At 55.1% G+C, this 17,806-nt stretch carries 17 protein-coding genes; 8 read left to right on the forward strand and 9 right to left on the reverse strand.

Going from position 1 to position 17,806, the window contains the following annotated elements; all coding sequences use genetic code 11:
• Nucleotides 1-114: 114 nt before the first annotated feature.
• On the reverse strand, nt 115-1,311 hold the full coding sequence (locus M2374_RS05855; protein WP_181688922.1) for a nicotinamide mononucleotide deamidase-related protein YfaY: 1,197 nt from the start codon (nt 1,309-1,311) through the stop codon (nt 115-117).
• 124 nt (nt 1,312-1,435) lie between these two features.
• A complete protein-coding gene (locus M2374_RS05860) occupies nt 1,436-1,978 on the reverse strand; it encodes a YfaZ family protein (RefSeq protein WP_115257927.1) in 543 nt (180 codons plus the stop codon).
• A gap of 316 nt (nt 1,979-2,294) precedes the next feature.
• Between M2374_RS05860 and nudI the strand changes: the two genes are divergently transcribed.
• From nudI to arnF, 8 genes are all read left to right on the forward strand, one after another.
• Entirely contained in the window at nt 2,295-2,720 is a 426-nt protein-coding gene (gene nudI / locus M2374_RS05865; protein ID WP_115257926.1) for a nucleoside triphosphatase NudI, read from the forward strand.
• Between the two features lie 288 nt (nt 2,721-3,008).
• A complete protein-coding gene (gene arnB, locus M2374_RS05870; RefSeq protein WP_181689116.1) occupies nt 3,009-4,148 on the forward strand; it encodes a UDP-4-amino-4-deoxy-L-arabinose aminotransferase in 1,140 nt (379 codons plus the stop codon).
• Nucleotides 4,149-4,150: 2 nt separating this feature from the next.
• Complete coding sequence (arnC, locus tag M2374_RS05875; protein ID WP_181688921.1) at nt 4,151-5,134, forward strand: undecaprenyl-phosphate 4-deoxy-4-formamido-L-arabinose transferase; 984 nt, start codon at nt 4,151-4,153, stop codon at nt 5,132-5,134.
• Nucleotides 5,131-7,113 (forward strand): bifunctional UDP-4-amino-4-deoxy-L-arabinose formyltransferase/UDP-glucuronic acid oxidase ArnA, encoded by a 1,983-nt coding sequence (gene arnA / locus M2374_RS05880; RefSeq protein WP_181506757.1) that lies wholly within the window; start codon nt 5,131-5,133, stop codon nt 7,111-7,113. Before arnC ends, arnA begins: the two co-directional genes overlap by 4 nt.
• The gene (gene arnD, locus M2374_RS05885) at nt 7,110-8,012 is read left to right on the forward strand and encodes a 4-deoxy-4-formamido-L-arabinose-phosphoundecaprenol deformylase (RefSeq protein WP_181688920.1); all 903 of its coding nucleotides are present in this window, start codon (nt 7,110-7,112) and stop codon (nt 8,010-8,012) included. Before arnA ends, arnD begins: the two co-directional genes overlap by 4 nt.
• Nucleotides 8,009-9,664, forward strand: coding sequence for a lipid IV(A) 4-amino-4-deoxy-L-arabinosyltransferase (arnT, locus tag M2374_RS05890; RefSeq protein ID WP_259154031.1), 1,656 nt, complete (start codon nt 8,009-8,011; stop codon nt 9,662-9,664). Before arnD ends, arnT begins: the two co-directional genes overlap by 4 nt.
• Nucleotides 9,661-9,996 (forward strand): 4-amino-4-deoxy-L-arabinose-phosphoundecaprenol flippase subunit ArnE, encoded by a 336-nt coding sequence (arnE, locus tag M2374_RS05895; protein WP_181632058.1) that lies wholly within the window; start codon nt 9,661-9,663, stop codon nt 9,994-9,996. The genes arnT and arnE overlap by 4 nt, the downstream gene beginning before the upstream one ends.
• Nucleotides 9,996-10,394: a 4-amino-4-deoxy-L-arabinose-phosphoundecaprenol flippase subunit ArnF gene (gene arnF, locus M2374_RS05900; protein WP_096756389.1), complete on the forward strand. Its 399-nt coding sequence runs from the start codon at nt 9,996-9,998 to the stop codon at nt 10,392-10,394. The genes arnE and arnF overlap by 1 nt, the downstream gene beginning before the upstream one ends.
• Here arnF and menE read toward each other — a convergent pair.
• The 7 genes from menE to elaB all read right to left on the reverse strand — a co-directional run bounded on the left by menE (nt 10,342) and on the right by elaB (nt 17,803).
• Nucleotides 10,342-11,754, reverse strand: a complete 1,413-nt coding sequence (gene menE / locus M2374_RS05905; RefSeq protein WP_181688918.1) for an o-succinylbenzoate--CoA ligase — start codon at nt 11,752-11,754, stop codon at nt 10,342-10,344. The two genes, arnF and menE, sit on opposite strands and share 53 nt — an antisense overlap.
• On the reverse strand, nt 11,751-12,713 hold the full coding sequence (menC, locus tag M2374_RS05910; protein ID WP_096756387.1) for an o-succinylbenzoate synthase: 963 nt from the start codon (nt 12,711-12,713) through the stop codon (nt 11,751-11,753). Before menC ends, menE begins: the two co-directional genes overlap by 4 nt.
• Nucleotides 12,713-13,570, reverse strand: a complete 858-nt coding sequence (gene menB / locus M2374_RS05915) for a 1,4-dihydroxy-2-naphthoyl-CoA synthase (RefSeq protein ID WP_096756386.1) — start codon at nt 13,568-13,570, stop codon at nt 12,713-12,715. Before menB ends, menC begins: the two co-directional genes overlap by 1 nt.
• Before the next feature lie 14 nt (nt 13,571-13,584).
• Complete coding sequence (menH, locus tag M2374_RS05920) at nt 13,585-14,343, reverse strand: 2-succinyl-6-hydroxy-2,4-cyclohexadiene-1-carboxylate synthase (protein ID WP_181491142.1); 759 nt, start codon at nt 14,341-14,343, stop codon at nt 13,585-13,587.
• Nucleotides 14,340-16,010, reverse strand: coding sequence for a 2-succinyl-5-enolpyruvyl-6-hydroxy-3-cyclohexene-1-carboxylic-acid synthase (gene menD / locus M2374_RS05925; protein WP_181688917.1), 1,671 nt, complete (start codon nt 16,008-16,010; stop codon nt 14,340-14,342). The genes menH and menD overlap by 4 nt, the downstream gene beginning before the upstream one ends.
• Nucleotides 16,011-16,094: 84 nt before the next feature.
• Complete coding sequence (gene menF / locus M2374_RS05930) at nt 16,095-17,393, reverse strand: isochorismate synthase MenF (protein ID WP_181688916.1); 1,299 nt, start codon at nt 17,391-17,393, stop codon at nt 16,095-16,097.
• 104 nt (nt 17,394-17,497) lie between these two features.
• Entirely contained in the window at nt 17,498-17,803 is a 306-nt protein-coding gene (elaB, locus tag M2374_RS05935; protein WP_096756382.1) for a stress response protein ElaB, read from the reverse strand.
• Nucleotides 17,804-17,806: the final 3 nt, after the last annotated feature.

Genomic DNA, 17,806 nt, shown 5'->3' on the forward strand with positions numbered 1-17,806 from the left:
TACATCCCAATTGTAGGCCGATAAGCGAAATGCCATCGGGCAAAACATCTGCCGGATGGCAGCGTAAAACGCCTTATCCGGCCTACAAAATCTTCGCCATCAGGCAATAACAAACTATACGGTCAGTGATTCAACCACTTCAATCCAGCCATGCTCGGTGGCAATATCCTGATCGTTAAGCCAACGGCGCAGCATATTCAGAGCCATCATGGCGCACACTTCCTGACGCACCGGCAAGCTGTAGCGATTAGCGCTAAGTCGTACGCGTAATGCATGCGTGCCCTCAGACGTTGCCAGCGCAAAGTTAATATGTTCGTTTTCGAAACCCGATACCGCCAACGCCAAATCTGCGTAATGATTGCCGCGTCGCTCGGTTATCCAGTGCGCGGTTTGCGCCAGCGTTTCCTCCTGAGAGGGCACCACTTCACTGGCCAACAGCGGGGCGTTGGCGCGAGACAGCTGGAGGGCGACCAGGCCCGCAGTAAACTGTTCGCTGAGCGTCAGGCTGTATTGCCGTTCCTGTAACGTGCGTGCAATTTGCGCGGGCAGCCCTTCCGTGCCTTCAAAAATCATATTCTGCCCGGCAACCCGCTTCACCTCCGGCCAGAGCGCCAGCATCGCTTCACGTTGGGAATCCGGCCCGGTAAGCTTCAACTCGATAATCGGCATTGATGAGCGATACCCCATCGTGACCCCGGCAGGCAAAGGCAGCGGATCCAAACTTTGCGCCAGCTCGCTTTCAGAACGGCCAAAGGTGGTTAGTCGCAGGCATAGCGGGGGTTGGGAGAGTGAGAATCGCTCCCGCAGACGCGGTAGGATCTCATGCTCGATCATCACTTTAAACTCTGACGGAACGCCCGGCGTAAAGAACATCAAACAGCGGTTGAGCTTCACGGCGAATCCGCAGGCGGTACCCACTGGGTTATTGATAAACTCGGCGCTGGCAGGTAACTCAGCTTGCTTACGGTTGCTCGGTGCCATAAAACGACCGCGTTCGCGGAAGTAATGCTCCATCTGAGCAAGCCATGCCTCGTGCAGCACCAGCTCTTCACCTTTTGCCGTTGCCGCAGCCAGCGCGCTCAAATCATCGCTGGTTGGCCCTAAACCACCGTTCACAATCAATACATCGGCATGTTCGCTGCGTTCGCGCAAAATGGCGACCAGGTCGTCGAGATTGTCGCCCACCGTGTTGCGGCGTGTTAACGGTAATCCCTGATTGAAGAAAAAATCAGCCAGCCAGGCGGCATTGGTGTCGACGATCTGGCCGTGCAACACTTCATCCCCGGTGGATAGCATCTCCACGTTTAACATTGTGTTCTCCTGCTTATGCAATCAAAACACTATAACGCAATGGCGAGGGAACATGGAGGATGGAGGGAAAGAGAATGAGTAAGAGAAGGAAAAACAGGCGCAGCTGAACGCCGCGCCAGGGACATCAGAAGCTGGCGTTAACCCCAACATACGGGCCGTCAGCAATCGCATTGTCACGGTTGCCATCTTTACCCGCCAGGTTCAGGTAGCGATAACCGGCTTCGATACTCAGTGGGCGAATAATGGTCAGACGCGCGCCCGCATTGGCTTCTTCGTAGCTATCAATACCGCTGGAAAGCGAATCCGGAGAGTAGTAGTACTCGCCAAACAGACGGAAGCTGTCGCCAATCGGCCACTGCAAGCCACCACCAACCGCCGCCGCATAGCCTTCATCGCCGTCGTTTGGGTTGGTATAAACGCCTTTCCCGCCAACGGTGGCCAGCAGAGGACCAATCGGGATATTCAGGCCAAGACCGACGCCGGCAACATCACCATCATCGTCGTTATGCATCCAGTTGCCGCTGGCTGCCAGCCCGGAGGACTCGGTACCGAAACCGAAGCCAAGGTTGGTGTAATCTTCACCCGCCTGGCCGCTGATGCTTACCGCGTTTGCCGACGCAGAAACAAACAGCATTCCAGCAAGGCCCAATAAAATACTTTTTTTCATTTTCTATCCTTTCCAGCAAGAAACTAAACATAGCCCCAAAACCGCTGGATTGTACTGCCTGATGGCGAGGAATCAATGAGCTAAAAAGGCGATGCAATAACATATTGTAACTAAATACTACTCAGAATGTTTAGCAAAGGTTAAGTTAACGGCCAACTTACGCCGCAGCAAGGGCCTGAGGCGTGTTTTCTGTTATCGCATTCATTTAATCCCGCTTCTCCTTTAAATCGGCCTGGACGCATTTTTTCTGCGTCTGGTAACAGGTAAGATGAGTGAAAGATGGACTCACTGGACAGACACACTAAGGAACAGACTTATGCGTCAAAGAACGATTGTTTGCCCATTAATTCAAAATGAAGGGTGTTATTTACTGTGCAAAATGGCCGACGATCGCGGCGTGTTCCCCGGTCAATGGGCACTTTCAGGTGGAGGAGTTGAGCCGGGTGAGCGTATCGAAGAGGCCTTGCGTCGCGAAGTGCGCGAAGAATTGGGCGAGCAGTTGGTGCTCACAGAGATAACTCCGTGGACCTTTAGTGATGATATCCGCACCAAAACCTATGCTGATGGTCGCCAGGAAGAGATCTACATGATTTATCTGATCTTCGATTGTGTTTCAGCCAATCGTGAGGTGAAGATTAACGAAGAGTTTCAGGACTTCGCCTGGGTTAAACCGCAGGACCTCGCCCATTACGACTTAAACGTCGCCACCCGAAAAACGTTAAAACTGAAAGGACTACTGTAATTTTTGTCACGATGAAATTGGCTGTATGTGTACCGGCATTGCTTAATTTTTTAATAAAATGGAGTAATGTCGGTAGCTCGCGACGAAAAATAAAATATAAAAACATTTCACTTTCAAATAGATAATCACAAAAATCAAAACACTCCACATTATTTCTCAACCTTAAACTCTTAAGGATAAATTAACCTTCAATCATTAATCTTTGCAGCCTGATGAAATAATTAACGACACCTCTATTTATCATCCTAATAAATATGCGATGGCGTTTAATGGCTTGAAGGAATAATGATGTCTGACTTTTTGCCTTTCTCTCGCCCGGCCTTCGGTACTGAAGAGCTTGCCGCCGTCAAAACCGTTCTGGACTCAGGATGGATAACCACCGGCCCTAAAAATCAGCAACTGGAAGAGGCATTCTGTCGGCTGACGGGAAACCAACATGCCGTTGCCGTCTGCTCAGCTACAGCAGGTATGCACATCACGCTGATGGCGCTGGACGTAGCCGCAGGTGATGAGGTGATCACCCCGTCGATGACGTGGGTTTCCACGATCAATATGATTGTCCTGTTGGGTGCGACGCCGGTGATGATCGATGTCGACCGCGATACGCTGATGGTCACTCCCGAACAAATCGAAGCGGCCATCACTCCACGAACCAAAGCAATTATTCCGGTGCATTACGCCGGCGCTCCTGCCGATCTTGATGCGATTTACGCCATCGGCGAACGTTATGGCATCCCGGTCATCGAAGACGCCGCACATGCGGTGGGAACCTTATACAAAGGCCGTCATGTTGGCGCCCGCGGTACGGCGATTTTCTCCTTTCACGCCATCAAAAATGTTACCTGCGCGGAAGGTGGACTGATCGTGACCGACGACAGTGCGCTCGCGCAACGTCTGCGTAGTCTGAAATTCCACGGTCTGTGCGTGGATGCCTATGACCGGCAAACCTTTGGTCGTGCACCGCAGGCGGAAGTTATAACCCCGGGGTACAAGTACAACCTGACCGATATCAATGCTGCCATCGCCCTGGCACAACTGGATAAACTGGGTCGAATAAATGCACGTCGCGCTGAAATTGCGCACCACTATCAGCACGCGCTGGCAGATACGCCTTTTCAGCCGTTGAGCTTGCCGCAATGGTCGCACGGTCACGCCTGGCATCTGTTTATTATTCGTGTTGACGAGGCACGCTGCGGCCTGAGTCGGGACGCCTTAATGGAAGCACTGAAGGCTGAAGGTATCGGTACCGGTCTGCATTTTCGCGCGGCGCACACGCAAAAGTATTATCGCGAACGCTTCCCCACCCTGTCGCTCCCCAACACAGAATGGAATAGCGCCCGCATCTGTTCACTGCCTTTATTTCCCGACATGACCGCCGACGATACCCAGCGCGTCATCACGGCACTTCGCCGGATAGCAGGACAATGACCATGTTTGAAGCCACACCGATTAAAAAAGTCTCGGTAGTCATTCCCGTTTTTAACGAACAGGAAAGCCTGCCGGAGTTAATCAGACGTACCTGTGCCGCCTGCGAAAAACTGGGGAAAGACTATGAAATCCTGCTGATCGATGACGGCAGCAGCGACAATTCCGCACAGTTGATGATGGATGCCTCACAGGCCCACAACAGCCATATTGTCTCTATTCTGCTGAATCGCAATTACGGGCAGCACTCGGCGATTATGGCCGGTTTCAGCCACGTCACCGGTGATTTGGTCATCACGCTGGATGCAGACTTGCAGAACCCACCAGAAGAGATCCCACGGCTGGTCGCCACCGCAGACCAGGGCTTTGACGTGGTCGGAACGGTGCGCCAAAACAGGCAAGACAGCATCTTTCGTAAGACGGCCTCGAGGATGATCAACCATTTGATTCAACGTACCACCGGTAAAGCGATGGGGGATTATGGCTGCATGCTACGCGCCTATCGCCGTCATATCGTTGATGCCATGCTGCATTGCCAGGAGCGCAGCACCTTCATTCCCATTCTTGCCAACATCTTTGCCCGTCGCGCGACGGAAATCCCGGTGCACCATGCAGAGCGTGAATTTGGCGACTCTAAGTACAGCTTTATGCGTTTGATTAACCTGATGTATGACCTGGTGACCTGCCTGACCACCACACCGCTGCGCATGCTGAGCCTGCTGGGCAGCATGATTGCCGCCACGGGTTTCACCCTGTCCGTTCTGCTGGTCGTTCTTCGCCTGACGCTGGGTCCGCAGTGGGCAGCTGAGGGGGTCTTTATGCTGTTTGCCGTGCTGTTTACGTTTATCGGCGCACAGTTCATTGGTATGGGTTTACTCGGCGAATATATCGGTCGCATCTATAACGATGTCCGCGCCCGCCCCCGCTACTTTGTTCAACACGTTATTCGTCCACACACCACGCAGTCAACCGAGGAAAACCACGCATGAAAGCCGTCGTATTTGCTTATCACGATATGGGATGTCAGGGAATTCAAGCTTTGCTGGATGCGGGTTATGACATCGCTGCTATTTTCACACACACCGATAATCCCGGTGAAAATGCGTTTTTTGGCTCTGTTTCCCGGCTTGCGGCCAGCGCAGGGATCCCGGTCTATGCCCCAGACAACGTCAATCATCCATTGTGGGTTGAGCGCATCAGCCAGCTCGCCCCTGAGGTCATTTTTTCGTTCTACTATCGCCATTTACTCAGCGATGAGATTCTTCGCCTCGCACCTGTAGGCGCATTCAACCTGCACGGCTCGCTGCTGCCGAAATATCGTGGTCGCGCCCCGCTGAACTGGGTGCTGGTCAATGGCGAAACGGAAACGGGCGTCACGCTTCACCGTATGGTCAAACGCGCAGATGCCGGGGAGATTGTCGCACAACAGCGTGTGGCTATTTCACCCGATGACGTGGCATTAACGTTGCATCATAAACTGTGCCAGACGGCCCGCCAAATGCTGGAACAAACGCTGCCTGCTATCAAAACGGCTGACTTTCAGCAGCGCCACCAGCAGGAAGCCGATGCAACCTATTTTGGTCGCCGCACGCCGGATGACAGCCTCCTCGACTGGAACAATCCCGCAACGCAACTGCATAACCAGGTACGTGCCGTCTCCGATCCCTGGCCTGGCGCGTTTAGCTATGCAGGAACACAAAAATTTACCGTCTGGTCATCACGCCCGTGTACGAATACCATCGGCGCACAACCGGGCACCGTGATAAGCGCATCGCCATTGCAAATAGCCTGTGCCGATGGCGCACTTGAAATCATTACCGGGCAAGCGGGCGATGGCATTGCCATGCAAGGTTCACAGCTGGCGCAGGTTCTGGGTCTGGTGGTGGGGTCTCGCCTGAACGGCCAGCAGGTTTCCGCCAGCAAACGTCGTACCCGTGTTCTGATCCTCGGTGTTAACGGTTTTATCGGTAACCACCTGACCGAACGCCTGCTGCAAGAAGAAAACTACGAGGTTTATGGGCTGGATATTGGCAGCGATGCGATTGGACGTTTTTTGTCACACCCCCGCTTCCATTTTGTTGAAGGCGATATCAGTATTCATTCTGAATGGATTGAATACCATGTGAAAAAATGCGACGTCGTGCTGCCGCTGGTGGCGATTGCCACGCCGATTGAATACACCCGCAACCCGCTGCGTGTCTTTGAGCTCGATTTCGAAGAAAACCTGAAAATCATTCGCTACTGCGTGAAATACCAGAAACGCATTATTTTCCCGTCAACGTCCGAAGTGTACGGCATGTGTAGCGATAAGGTCTTTGATGAAGACAGCTCAAACCTTACCGTCGGCCCGGTCAATAAGCCGCGTTGGATCTATTCCGTTTCTAAGCAGCTTCTGGATCGCGTTATTTGGGCGTACGGCGAAAAAGAAGGACTGCGCTTCACGCTGTTCCGTCCATTTAACTGGATGGGACCACGTCTCGACAGCCTGAACGCTGCCCGTATCGGTAGCTCACGCGCCATTACTCAGTTGATCCTCAATCTGGTGGAAGGTTCGCCGATTAAGCTGATTGAAGGTGGTAAGCAGAAGCGTTGCTTTACTGATATTCGCGACGGTATCGAGGCGCTGTTCCGCATCATAGAAAACGCCGGTGGATGCTGTGACGGCGAGATTATCAACATCGGTAACCCGGATAACGAAGCCAGCATTCAGGAACTGGCAGAAATGCTGCTGAGCTGCTTTGAAAAACATCCACTGCGTCAGCACTTTCCGCCGTTCGCCGGCTTCCGTGACGTTGAAAGCAGCAGCTACTATGGCAAAGGTTATCAGGACGTTGAGCACCGTAAACCGAGTATTGTTAATGCCCGACGCTGCCTGAACTGGGAACCGACCATCGACATGCGGGAAACGGTAGAAGAGACGCTCGATTTCTTCTTACGCAGCGTGGATATCACGGAACACACATCATGACCAAAGTGGGCTTGCGCATTGATGTCGATACCTTCAGGGGGACGCGCGAAGGCGTGCCCCGCCTGCTGGAGACATTAAACCGACATAACGTTCGGGCAAGTTTTTTCTTTAGCGTTGGACCTGACAACATGGGACGCCATCTCTGGCGTCTGGTGAAACCGCAATTTTTGTGGAAGATGCTGCGCTCAAACGCAGTCTCTCTCTACGGGTGGGATATTTTACTGGCCGGCACCGCGTGGCCAGGAAAAGAAATAGGCCACGCGAATGCCGCCATTATTGCGCAAGCCGCCCGGTTTCACGAAACCGGCCTGCATGCCTGGGATCACCATGCCTGGCAGGCGCGAAGTGGCACCTGGAATGACAAACAACTGATTGATGATATTTCTCAAGGTATTACCGTGCTTGAGGCCATCACCGGACAGCCTGTCACCTGCTCAGCCGCTGCCGGATGGCGTGCTGACGAACGCGTCGTCCACGCCAAAGAAGCCTTTAACCTACGCTACAACAGCGATTGTCGGGGCTCTTCACTATTTCGCCCGCTGCTTGCGACGGGGAAAGCCGGCACGCCGCAGATTCCCGTCACTTTACCGACCTGGGATGAAGTGATTGGCCGGGAAGTGCAGGCTGTCGACTTCAATGCCTGGATCCTCTCCCACATGCTGATGAACACAGCAACGCCGGTGTACACCATTCATGCGGAAGTTGAAGGGATCGCCTGCCATCACGATTTTGATGACTTGCTGACTCGAGCCGCTGATGCGGGCATTACGTTTTGCACACTTGGTGAGCTCCTGCCAGACGATATCACTACGCTACCAACAGGCCAGGTCGTTCGCGGCAAAATACCCGGCAGAGAGGGATGGCTCGGCTGTCAGTACCCGGTGAGTGTGTCACGATGAAATCTCTACGTTATACCGTGGCGTTTATCGCCTTTATTGCGCTGTATTATATTGTTCCCATCAATAGCCGCCTGCTGTGGCAGCCTGACGAAACGCGCTACGCGGAAATTAGCCGGGAAATGCTCAACTCGGGCGACTGGATAGTCCCGCACTTTCTCGGGTTACGCTATTTTGAAAAACCGATTGCCGGATACTGGTTAAACAGTATCGGGCAGTGGTTATTTGGTGCAAACAATTTTGGCGTCAGGGCGGGCGCTATTTTTGCCACCCTACTCACCGCGCTACTGGTGGCCTGGCTTGCCATGCGACTCTGGCAGGATAAACGCACCGCCATACTCTCCTCAGTAATTTTCTTAACGTTTTTTTCCGTTTACAGCATCGGCACCTACGCAGTTCTCGATCCTATCATCGCCCTGTGGCTGATGGCGGGCATGTGCTGTTTTTGGCAAGGCATGCAGGCCACCACTAAAACCGGCAAAATTATCGCCTTTTTGCTGTTGGGACTGGCCTGCGGCATGGGGGTGATGACCAAAGGTTTTCTCGCACTGGCAGTCCCGGTTCTCAGCGTACTGCCGTGGGTATTAGTACAAAAACGATGGAAAGATCTCTTTCTCTACGGTCTGCTGGCGGTGGTCGGTTGCATTACCATTGTGTTGCCGTGGGGAATAACCATTGCACAACGCGAACCTGACTTCTGGCATTACTTTTTCTGGGTCGAACATATTCAGCGTTTCGCACTGGCGGATGCCCAGCATAAAGCTCCGTTCTGGTACTACCTGCCCGTCCTTATCGCAGGCTGTTTGCCCTGGCTTGGTCTTCTGCCTGGCGCGCTGCGAACAGGCTGGAATGAGCGGGATATCCCGCGAGGTGCGCTGTACCTATTGGGCTGGATTATCATGCCGATTGTGTTTTTCAGCATCGCTAAAGGAAAACTCCCCACCTATATTCTTTCCTGCTTCGCGCCGCTGGCTCTCCTCATCGCGCGTTTCGGTGTGCAGGCGGCGGAGAGAGGATCTGGCGTCCTGCGCGTCAATGGCAGGATCAATATCCTGTTTGGAGTGACAGGTATTATCGCCACTTTTGTCGTTTCCACACTGGGTCCGCTCAAGACCCCGGTCTGGACGCATATCGAAACCTATAAGGTTTTTTATTCGTGGGGCATCTTTCTTATCTGGACTTTTTTTGGCTGGTATACGCTGACCAATAGCCAAAAAACCTGGAAATATGCCGCATTCTGCCCATTGGGGCTGGTGCTGTTGTTTGGATACGCGATACCCGACAGGGTCATGGAAGCGAAACAACCGCAGTTTTTTGTTGAGATGACCAAAGAGGTGTTACAACCGAGTCGCTACGTGCTTGCGGACAACGTTGGCGTCGCCGCAGGTCTGGCCTGGAGCCTGAAACGCGATGACATCATCCTGTACGGGCAAATGGGCGAGCTAAAATATGGCCTGAATTATCCCGATGCCCAGGGTCGCTTTGTCAGTCAGACTGGCTTTCCCGACTGGTTAGCCCAACATCGCCAGGAGGTTACTATTACGCTGGTGCTGTCGATTTCGAAGGATCAGGATATAACTCAACTTGCCATTCCCCCTGCGGATTACGTTGATAATCAGGGGCGTCTGGTCTTGATTCAGTACCGGCCCCAATGATCTGGCTGGCGTTAGTCCTCGCCAGTCTGCTCAGCGTAGGTGGGCAACTGTGCCAGAAGCAGGCCACCCGCCCGGTGGCCATCCGCGCGCGCAAACGCCACATTGCGTGGTGGATGAGTCTGGCTCTGGCAAGCCTCGGTCTGGCGATGCTGTTATGGCTGGCAGTGTTGCAGAATATTCCGGTTGGGCTGGCCTATCCGATGCTGAGCCTTAACTTTGTCTGGGTCACGCTGGCAGCCTGGAAAATCTGGCGAGAGCCCGTCACAAAGCGCCATTGGCTGGGCGTGGGGCTGATTATCACCGGTATTTTTATTCTCGGGAGCGCGGTGTAATGGGGATATTCTGGGGGCTATGCAGCGTCATGATTACTTCGCTGGCTCAGTTGAGTCTCGGCTACGCGATGGACAATCTGCCGCCGATACTGCATCCGTTGCGATTTATGGAAGCGATATTTTCCGCAAGCGTCGGGACGTTAACGCTGTACGCGGGACTGGCGGGATATTTACTGTCGGTTATCTGCTGGCACCAGGCCCTGCACCGACTGGCACTGAGCAAGGCCTACGCCCTGCTCAGTCTCAGCTACGTGCTGGTGTGGCTCGCCTCAATGTTCTTACCTGGCTGGCAGGGTTCATTTTCATGGCGGGCGCTCATCGGCGTGCTGTGCATTATGGCAGGGCTTATGACGATTTTTCTCGGACCCAGTCCAGCAATGCGCGGCGAGAAACCTTAATACCGCCACTTTTCAGCTCTGGCGGTAATTCCAGCCAGCGTACCGGTTGTTGAAAACGGGCCAGTTTATCTTTAACCCATTCAGCAAGATTGGCGTCATCCGCACGGGTATCGTATTCAACGACCGCCACCGGACGATGGCCAAACTCATGGTCTTCCAGCGGAACAACAAAGGCTTGCAGCACGTGCGGATGGGCGGCGATCACGCGTTCCACCTCTTCCGGCTGAATACCTTCCCCGCCGCTAAAGAACAGGTTGTCCATGCGACCGACAATCGTGAGCTTACCGTCGTTTAACACCCCGCGATCGCGGGTAGCAAACCAGCCTTCGTCATTAACCAGCGGAATAAGCTGCCCGTTGCGCCAGTAACCTGACGCCATGCTGGCAGCGCGCAGCCAGACTTCATCATCCACGATCCTGACCTCTCTGCCCGGCAAGGCAGAGCCGACATCGCCCAGGCCATCGGCCTCTTTCGCGCAAACCGTGGAAGCAAACTCCGTCAGCCCGTAACCGCACCAGCAGCGAATCCCCTGCTCACGCGCCTGCTCGGTCAGCTCAACCGGAATGGCCGCGCCCCCCAGCAGTACCGCTTTCAACGTGATCGGTGCGTTGTTTACCAGCAATCGCCAAAGCTGCGTCGGTACCAGCGAGGCATGAGTGCAGCCCGCCAGCATCTGTTCCAGCGGTTGCTTGTCACGCACGGTCATGCGCGCACCAGCCAATAACCAGCGCCACAAAATACCCTGACCGGAAACATGAAACAGCGGTAGCGAGAGCAGCCAGTCATCCTCTGTGCCAAACGGCATTAATGACAGCACCCCCTGCGCACTCGCCAAATGTGCCTGACAGGTATGCACCGCTGCCTTAGGCAACCCGGTTGAACCGGATGTGAGTGTCATTGAACTCAATCGCAGAGGCATCCAGTCGGCTGCATGCTCGCCAGACAGTTGCTGGATCTGCAGCGGCATCAGCCCCGAAAAGGGGTCATTGCTTTGCAGATCCAGCGCAAAACGCAGCGTTAAATCAGGGAGCAACGCATCCAGCAGAGGCTGCGGCAGCTGCGGGTTCACCGGTAACACCCGCGCCCCGCACTGTAACAATGCCAGCCAGGCAAGCGCAGACGAAGGGTGATTCCAGGCACGCAGCAGCACGCCGTCGCCCTCTTTCACCCCCTGAGCGGCAAACCCCGTGGCCAGCGCGTCGACGCGCGTACAGAGCTCGCGCCAGTTCAGCACCTCATCATTGAGGCGTAACGCTGGCGCCTCTGCCCGAACTTGCCGCCAGTGACGCCACGGCCAGTCGGTAAACGCCGTCACCAGACCCGATATGCTTGTGACATCGGGCATGTCCTGCACGGTCATAGCAGTCGTTCCAGCGCATCCACGTTAATACATGGCAGCACACTGCCGGGCCAGCTGCGAACCTGCTGGCACTGCATCAGGCTCAGCGTGTCCAGACCCGGTATGGTCTGCGGCGTCAGCCAGGCGGCAATCCGCGCCAGTTGGGTTAACCCCAGGCTTGACTCAATAGACGAACTGATTACCGCAGTGAGTCCGAGCGCATGCGCGGCTGCAACCTGCTCGCGAACCTTATCCAGACTACCGGTGAGCGTAGGCTTGATGATCACCGCACTCACGCCTTCTTCCGCCATAAAGGTAAAGTCGGCTTCACGCAGGCTTTCATCCCAGGCAATGGCAATCCCGGTTTCCCGCGCAAAGGCGCGAGAATCATCACGGGTTTTGCACGGCTCTTCGAGGAAGGCAATGCGCCCGCGATAATCCGGATTGACGTACTTCGCAAACTGCTGCGCCTTCAGTGGCGTCCAGGCACGGTTAGCATCAAGACGTAAATGCAGATCGGGGATCGCCTCCAGCAGCAGGTTGGCCACCATGCCGTCACGTACAGCTTCATACAGGCCAACTTTGATCTTCGCGACTTTTTCGCCCGGCATGTCCGCCAGTTGCAGCACCAGATCGTCAGGGTCGCCGGTACACAATGGCGCGGCGCGATAATTCGCCGCCTCCGGCAATGTCCCGTCAAGCTCGGCGAGTGCGCAGCTAGCACCAAAGGCCACCGAAGGCAGCTGTGGTAAAGAGGTTTCCCCCTGCAGCCAGCCGTTTACCCAGGCCAACAGAGCCGTTTGCGCCTCTTCCCAGGTTTCCTGGCTGAAGCCCGGCAAGGGGGAGATCTCTCCCCACCCTTCACGCTCGCCGTCACGAAGACACACGTACAGCCCATCACGCGTTTTTAACCGCCTGTCACGCAAAATCACCCCCGCGTCCATGGGGATCTGCCAGCGGTATACCTGCGCGCTACGCATTACGGATTCCGTTTGAATTTGCTGAAGTCAGGCTGACGTTTCTGGTTGAACGCATTACGGCCTTCCTGACCTTCTTCCGTCATGTAGAACAGCATGGTGGCGTTACCGGCCAGCTCCTGCAGCCCCGCCTGACCATCGCAGTCGGCGTTCAGCGCTGCTTTCAGGCAGCGCAGCGCCATTGGGCTGTTTTGCAGCATTTCACGACACCAGCGCACGGTCTCTTTTTCCAGATCTGCCAGCGGAACCACGGTGTTGACCAGGCCCATATCCAGTGCCTGTTTCGCATCGTATTGACGACACAGGAACCAGATTTCACGCGCTTTCTTCTGACCAACGATACGGGCCATATAAGACGCACCCCAACCGCCGTCAAAGGACCCCACTTTCGGGCCTGTCTGACCAAAGATGGCGTTTTCAGCCGCGATAGTCAGGTCACACATCATGTGCAGCACATGGCCACCACCGATGGAATAACCCGCAACCATCGCCACAACCGGCTTCGGACAGGTACGGATCTGACGCTGGAAGTCCAGCACGTTCAGGTGATGTACACCGGAGTCATCCTGGTATCCGCCGTAGTCGCCGCGTACTTTCTGATCGCCGCCCGCGCAGAATGCTTTGTCGCCTGCGCCGGTCAGGATAATCACGCCGATATTGTCGTCATAGCGCGCATCAGACATCGCCTGAATCATCTCTTTGACGGTTACAGGACGGAAAGCATTGCGTACCTGCGGACGATTGATGGTGATTTTTGCGATACCGTCGGTGGATTTTTCATAGCGAATGTCGGTATAGCCTTCAGAGCAATCGAGCCATTCTACCGGTGCGTAAAGCATTGTTTCATCAGGATAGATCATAAAATGTCCTTTAGTCAGCGACGCAGAATCTGAGCCAGACAGTCTACTACGCCCGCGGGATTGTCCCGATGCGCGTTGTGTCCGGCGTGAGGAATCACATGGTTCGGTACAGACATTTCCGTCGCCAGAGCGCGGAATTTATCGTCACGTTCACCACATAAATAATAAAACGGAAATGTGCGCGTGGTGAGCGGCGCACGTAAATCGGGTTGACCCGCCAGCGAGGTGGCCTCCAGCATAGCGGCAAGCGTAACGCCATTGTTCTGGCTACGCAGCTCAACCAGCACCTGCCGTTGCGCAGGGCTTAGCGAGGCAAAAACCGGTTGTTGGTACCAGTCGTTAAAAACATCACGTAGCGGCTCGTGGCGAAAACGTGCGGCCCAGCGACCGTCGGACAGGCGACGCTGCGCGCGCTCGTCTTCACTTTGCAGCCCCGGATGCCCGCCTTCGACCACCAGGCCGCAAAGCCCTGACATCCCCTGGCAAGCCGCCATCATCGCCACTCGGCCGCCAAGAGAATATCCCACCAGCCAGTAGCTAAGTATGTTGTAACTAAATAAAGTATTACGCAGCAGTTCGCTGACGTCATCAAATCCGCTGACGTGAATATCCGCAGAACCGCCGTGTCCGGGCAAATCAATATACAGCCGTGAACAGTCCGCAAACTGCTCCCCGACCGGCTGCCATTCCCGGCAATCGCCGGAGAAGCCGTGCAGGAAAACCAGCCAGGGGGCATCCGCCTGGTCCTTGTTCGCCTGCGCGTGCAGGATCATAGATGACTCACCTGCGCCAGCAGCTGCTGCAGGGTTTGCGCCCCGTCAGTCTCATTGACCACCAGCTCAATCACCGTGGCGGCCGGAGTACGCCAGGCTCCTGCCAGCGCGCGCTCCAGCTGTTCCCAGTTTTCCGGGCGGTGATATTTGAGGTTAAACATCGCCGCCGCATGATCAAAATGGACGTTCTGCGGCATCAGATAGAACCGTTCACGCTCACTTTGCGGCGTCGGCAGCAGGGAGAAAATCTGCCCGCCGTTATTGTTCACCACAATCAGGACAAACGGTGCGGAGACCTGGCGCAATAAGGCCAGCGCATTCAGATCATACAGCGCCGATAAGTCGCCGACGATGGCCAGCGTCGATTTCGCGCTGGCTCGCTGTACACCTGCCGCGGTTGACAGTAGACCGTCGATACCGCTGGCCCCGCGATTGCTGTACACCGGATACCCTGCCGGAAGCTGAGACAGTGCGTCAATCAGACGTACCACCAGACTATTGCCGACAAACAGCTGGCCCTGTTCAGGCAGATACTCGTGAATGCGGTGCGCCAGCTGCGCTTCACCAAACGCCTCGCGACGCGCTGCCACCGTCTGCCACGCCTGTTCCGCAAGGCGTGGAACATCGACGCACCAGGACTGGCGTTTCTCTGCCGGATGCAGATCCAGCCAGTCGCTAACCTTCGCGACTAACCTGCGTCCACGATGATGAGCGGGATCCAGCCGTCCTTCGATATTGTCGACAATCCAGTATTCTTGCGGGTTACAGGTAGCCTGCCATTGCAACAGACGTTTTCCGGTCAGGCTGCTGCCCAACTGCACCACAATCTGTGCCTGCTGTAATTCGGTCACCGCTTTCGCATTGCCCAACCACAGGTCGGCACACGGCAGCGGCTGTCCGGTTTGCGACAGCACATCGCCAATCAGCGGCCAGCCTAACGTCTGCGCCCACAGCGCAACTTTCTTACCCTCTTCCGCCGTCATACGCCCGGCAATCACCACGCCGCGCTTTTGCCGCCAGAAGAACCAGTCGCGCTGTTTGTCACTTTCCAGCCGACGCGCTTCGCGCAGCCAGGGTTTATCATCCTGCCACCAGTCACCCAGCCGCTGCTGCCACTCAATGCCTGTGTCGTCCATCTCGCCATACAGCGGCTCCGCAAACGGGCAGTTAATGTGTACCGCACCGCTGTGCAGTGAAGCCATGGCATTATCGAGGGTGGAAACCAGCCAACTGGCGGGAATGTCCTGCGTCGGACGCGGTAAAGAGAGCGTTTGCGATGGATGAGAAGCAAACATTCCCGGCTGACGAATCGCCTGATTCGCCCCGCAGTCGATAAGCTCAGGCGGTCTGTCCGCCGTGAGTAAAATCAGTTTTTCACCGGTGAGACCGGCTTCGATAAGCGCCGGATACAAATTCGCTACCGCCGTACCGGAGGTCACAATCACCGCCACCGGCTGCCGGCTGACCTTGGCCAGACCTAAGGCCAGATGCCCCAACCCGCGCTCGTCAAAGTGGGTATGGTGGATAAAGGCAGAATTCTCCGCTGCGGCCAGCGTCAATGGCGTCGAACGAGAGCCAGGCGCAATGCAAACATGCCTGACGCCGTGGCGAGTGAGTGCTTCCAGTATGACCGCCGCCCAGCGTCGGTTAAATGCGCTTACTGACATAAGATTGTCCGGTATCAATATTGCGACACAGTATAAAGAATCGAATAAATGGATTTTTGATATGAGTCGATAATGTGTGACTCATTAGGCTTCCATCTGTAATAAAGTACGTAAACCCGCCGCTTTATTGTCTATTTCCTGCCATTCTTGTTCGGGATCGGAGCCGCGTACAATCCCGGCTCCAGCGTACAGGCGCACCACATTGCCGCTAATTTTCGCCGAACGTAGCGACACGCAAAACTCACTTTGCTGCAGGGAGAGATATCCCGCAGAGCCGGCATACCATTCTCGTTCAAAAGGTTCATTATGCTGGATGAATGCGCGCGCCCGTTCACGCGGAATGCCCGCCACTGCCGCGGTCGGCTGGAGCTGCATCAGGCAAAGCGTATCGTCCGGTTGATTCAGCGCAGTCCAGATACAGCGGCGCAGATGCTGCACTTTGCGCAGTCTGAGCACCTGCGGTGGCAGCACGTCGAGGGTTTGCGTACAGTTTTGCAGTCGCTGACAGATATCTTCCACCACCAGCATATTCTCACGCTGGTTTTTATCGTCCTCCATCAGCCACTCGCCGAGCTGCCAGGCCCGGTGGTCGTCAGGATGATTAGCGACAGTTCCGGCCAGCGCTTCGGTACGCAGCGCCGTGTCACGCCGCCGATACAGACGTTCAGGAGACGATCCCAAAAAAGCGCACTCGGCGGAAAACGCCATAAAGAAATGGTAGCAGTTAAGGTTTAAGCGACGACTGGAGGCCATCACCGACGCGGCGTTCACCGGCTGTGAGAACTGTAAGTCGGTTGCCCGCGCCAGCACCACTTTGTCGAGCGCTTCCCCGGCAATGGTTTGGGTGGCCAGTTCAATCAGGCGCGTCCAGCCCGCTTTATCCGGCCAGTGCTGCTCAGCGGTTAAATTCAGGCGCAGTGCGGGAAGCGGCTTCACGTTGGCAAGCGTTGAAAGGAAGGCGCGCGCGTGCACGGCATCGTCTTGCAGCGACACGTCGCTATACAGGTGTAACCGTAAGGTTGCCACGCCTGCGCAACGCCGCCATTCCAGGCGAGGTAGCAGTAAATTACCGCGCTGGGGTTCAAACGCATTCAGGCCCCAGATGCGCAGTTCAGGATGGTCTTCATGCTGGTGTAAAAACTGCTGAGCGACGGCCAGAGAGGAAAACGTGGCCACGGCACCCAGCACGGCGGCTTCTTCATCACCGTTACGCTGTTGCCAATAAAACTGCGGCCAGACGGGTTGACTGGCCAGCCAGCCCAAAGCGTCGAAAGCATCATTCAGAGGGAAAGGGATGTCGTAAATACGAATGCCAGGTGCTGCCGGTATCTCTTGCGTCAAAAGGCGCATCAGATTTTCCAGCGCAGTAGTAATTGAATGCACGCAGACCTCTCCCTGTTAAAAACCTCTCATTATACGGGGTACTGACGAGAAAAAGCAGTACCCCCGTTTAGGGAGTACTGACAAATGCGATGAAGGTGTCGAATTTATCGCCGTGCTAACAATAAACCCATCACTAAACCGACCGTTGCACCCACGCCGATCCCGCGCCACGGTTTATCATGCACATAGTCATCTGCCCGGCAAACGGCCTTTTTCGCGCGATAATAATAGCTGTCCGAAGCGTGGCTGACGCGATTTCTCACCTCTTCTAACGCCTGTTCGGCTTTCGCTTTTAACTCCAGGTACTTCTGGTCGGCAGGATCGCCCGACGAGCGCAGCACTTCTTCCAGCGTTTCGCTGAGTAATTCCAGGTCATCATCAATACGTGATTCATAAGAATGAAAAGACATTAT

The sequence above is a fragment of the Citrobacter sp. JUb117 genome (assembly GCF_024809055.1).
Taxonomy (GTDB): domain Bacteria; phylum Pseudomonadota; class Gammaproteobacteria; order Enterobacterales; family Enterobacteriaceae; genus Citrobacter; species Citrobacter gillenii.

What these genes read in the sequence shown, in the direction of transcription:
- nudI (WP_115257926.1), top strand. Translation starts at nt 2,295, where the DNA reads ATGCGTCAAAGAACGATTGTTTGCCCATTAATTCAAAATGAAGGGTGT.
- menE (WP_181688918.1), bottom strand. Translation starts at nt 11,754, where the DNA reads ATGACCGTGCAGGACATGCCCGATGTCACAAGCATATCGGGTCTGGTG.
- arnF (WP_096756389.1), top strand. Translation starts at nt 9,996, where the DNA reads ATGGGGATATTCTGGGGGCTATGCAGCGTCATGATTACTTCGCTGGCT.
- arnE (WP_181632058.1), top strand. Translation starts at nt 9,661, where the DNA reads ATGATCTGGCTGGCGTTAGTCCTCGCCAGTCTGCTCAGCGTAGGTGGG.
- menH (WP_181491142.1), bottom strand. Translation starts at nt 14,343, where the DNA reads ATGATCCTGCACGCGCAGGCGAACAAGGACCAGGCGGATGCCCCCTGG.
- menC (WP_096756387.1), bottom strand. Translation starts at nt 12,713, where the DNA reads ATGCGTAGCGCGCAGGTATACCGCTGGCAGATCCCCATGGACGCGGGG.
- M2374_RS05860 (WP_115257927.1), bottom strand. Translation starts at nt 1,978, where the DNA reads ATGAAAAAAAGTATTTTATTGGGCCTTGCTGGAATGCTGTTTGTTTCT.
- arnD (WP_181688920.1), top strand. Translation starts at nt 7,110, where the DNA reads ATGACCAAAGTGGGCTTGCGCATTGATGTCGATACCTTCAGGGGGACG.
- arnT (WP_259154031.1), top strand. Translation starts at nt 8,009, where the DNA reads ATGAAATCTCTACGTTATACCGTGGCGTTTATCGCCTTTATTGCGCTG.
- elaB (WP_096756382.1), bottom strand. Translation starts at nt 17,803, where the DNA reads ATGTCTTTTCATTCTTATGAATCACGTATTGATGATGACCTGGAATTA.
- menB (WP_096756386.1), bottom strand. Translation starts at nt 13,570, where the DNA reads ATGATCTATCCTGATGAAACAATGCTTTACGCACCGGTAGAATGGCTC.
- arnB (WP_181689116.1), top strand. Translation starts at nt 3,009, where the DNA reads ATGTCTGACTTTTTGCCTTTCTCTCGCCCGGCCTTCGGTACTGAAGAG.
- arnA (WP_181506757.1), top strand. Translation starts at nt 5,131, where the DNA reads ATGAAAGCCGTCGTATTTGCTTATCACGATATGGGATGTCAGGGAATT.
- menD (WP_181688917.1), bottom strand. Translation starts at nt 16,010, where the DNA reads ATGTCAGTAAGCGCATTTAACCGACGCTGGGCGGCGGTCATACTGGAA.
- arnC (WP_181688921.1), top strand. Translation starts at nt 4,151, where the DNA reads ATGTTTGAAGCCACACCGATTAAAAAAGTCTCGGTAGTCATTCCCGTT.
- M2374_RS05855 (WP_181688922.1), bottom strand. Translation starts at nt 1,311, where the DNA reads ATGTTAAACGTGGAGATGCTATCCACCGGGGATGAAGTGTTGCACGGC.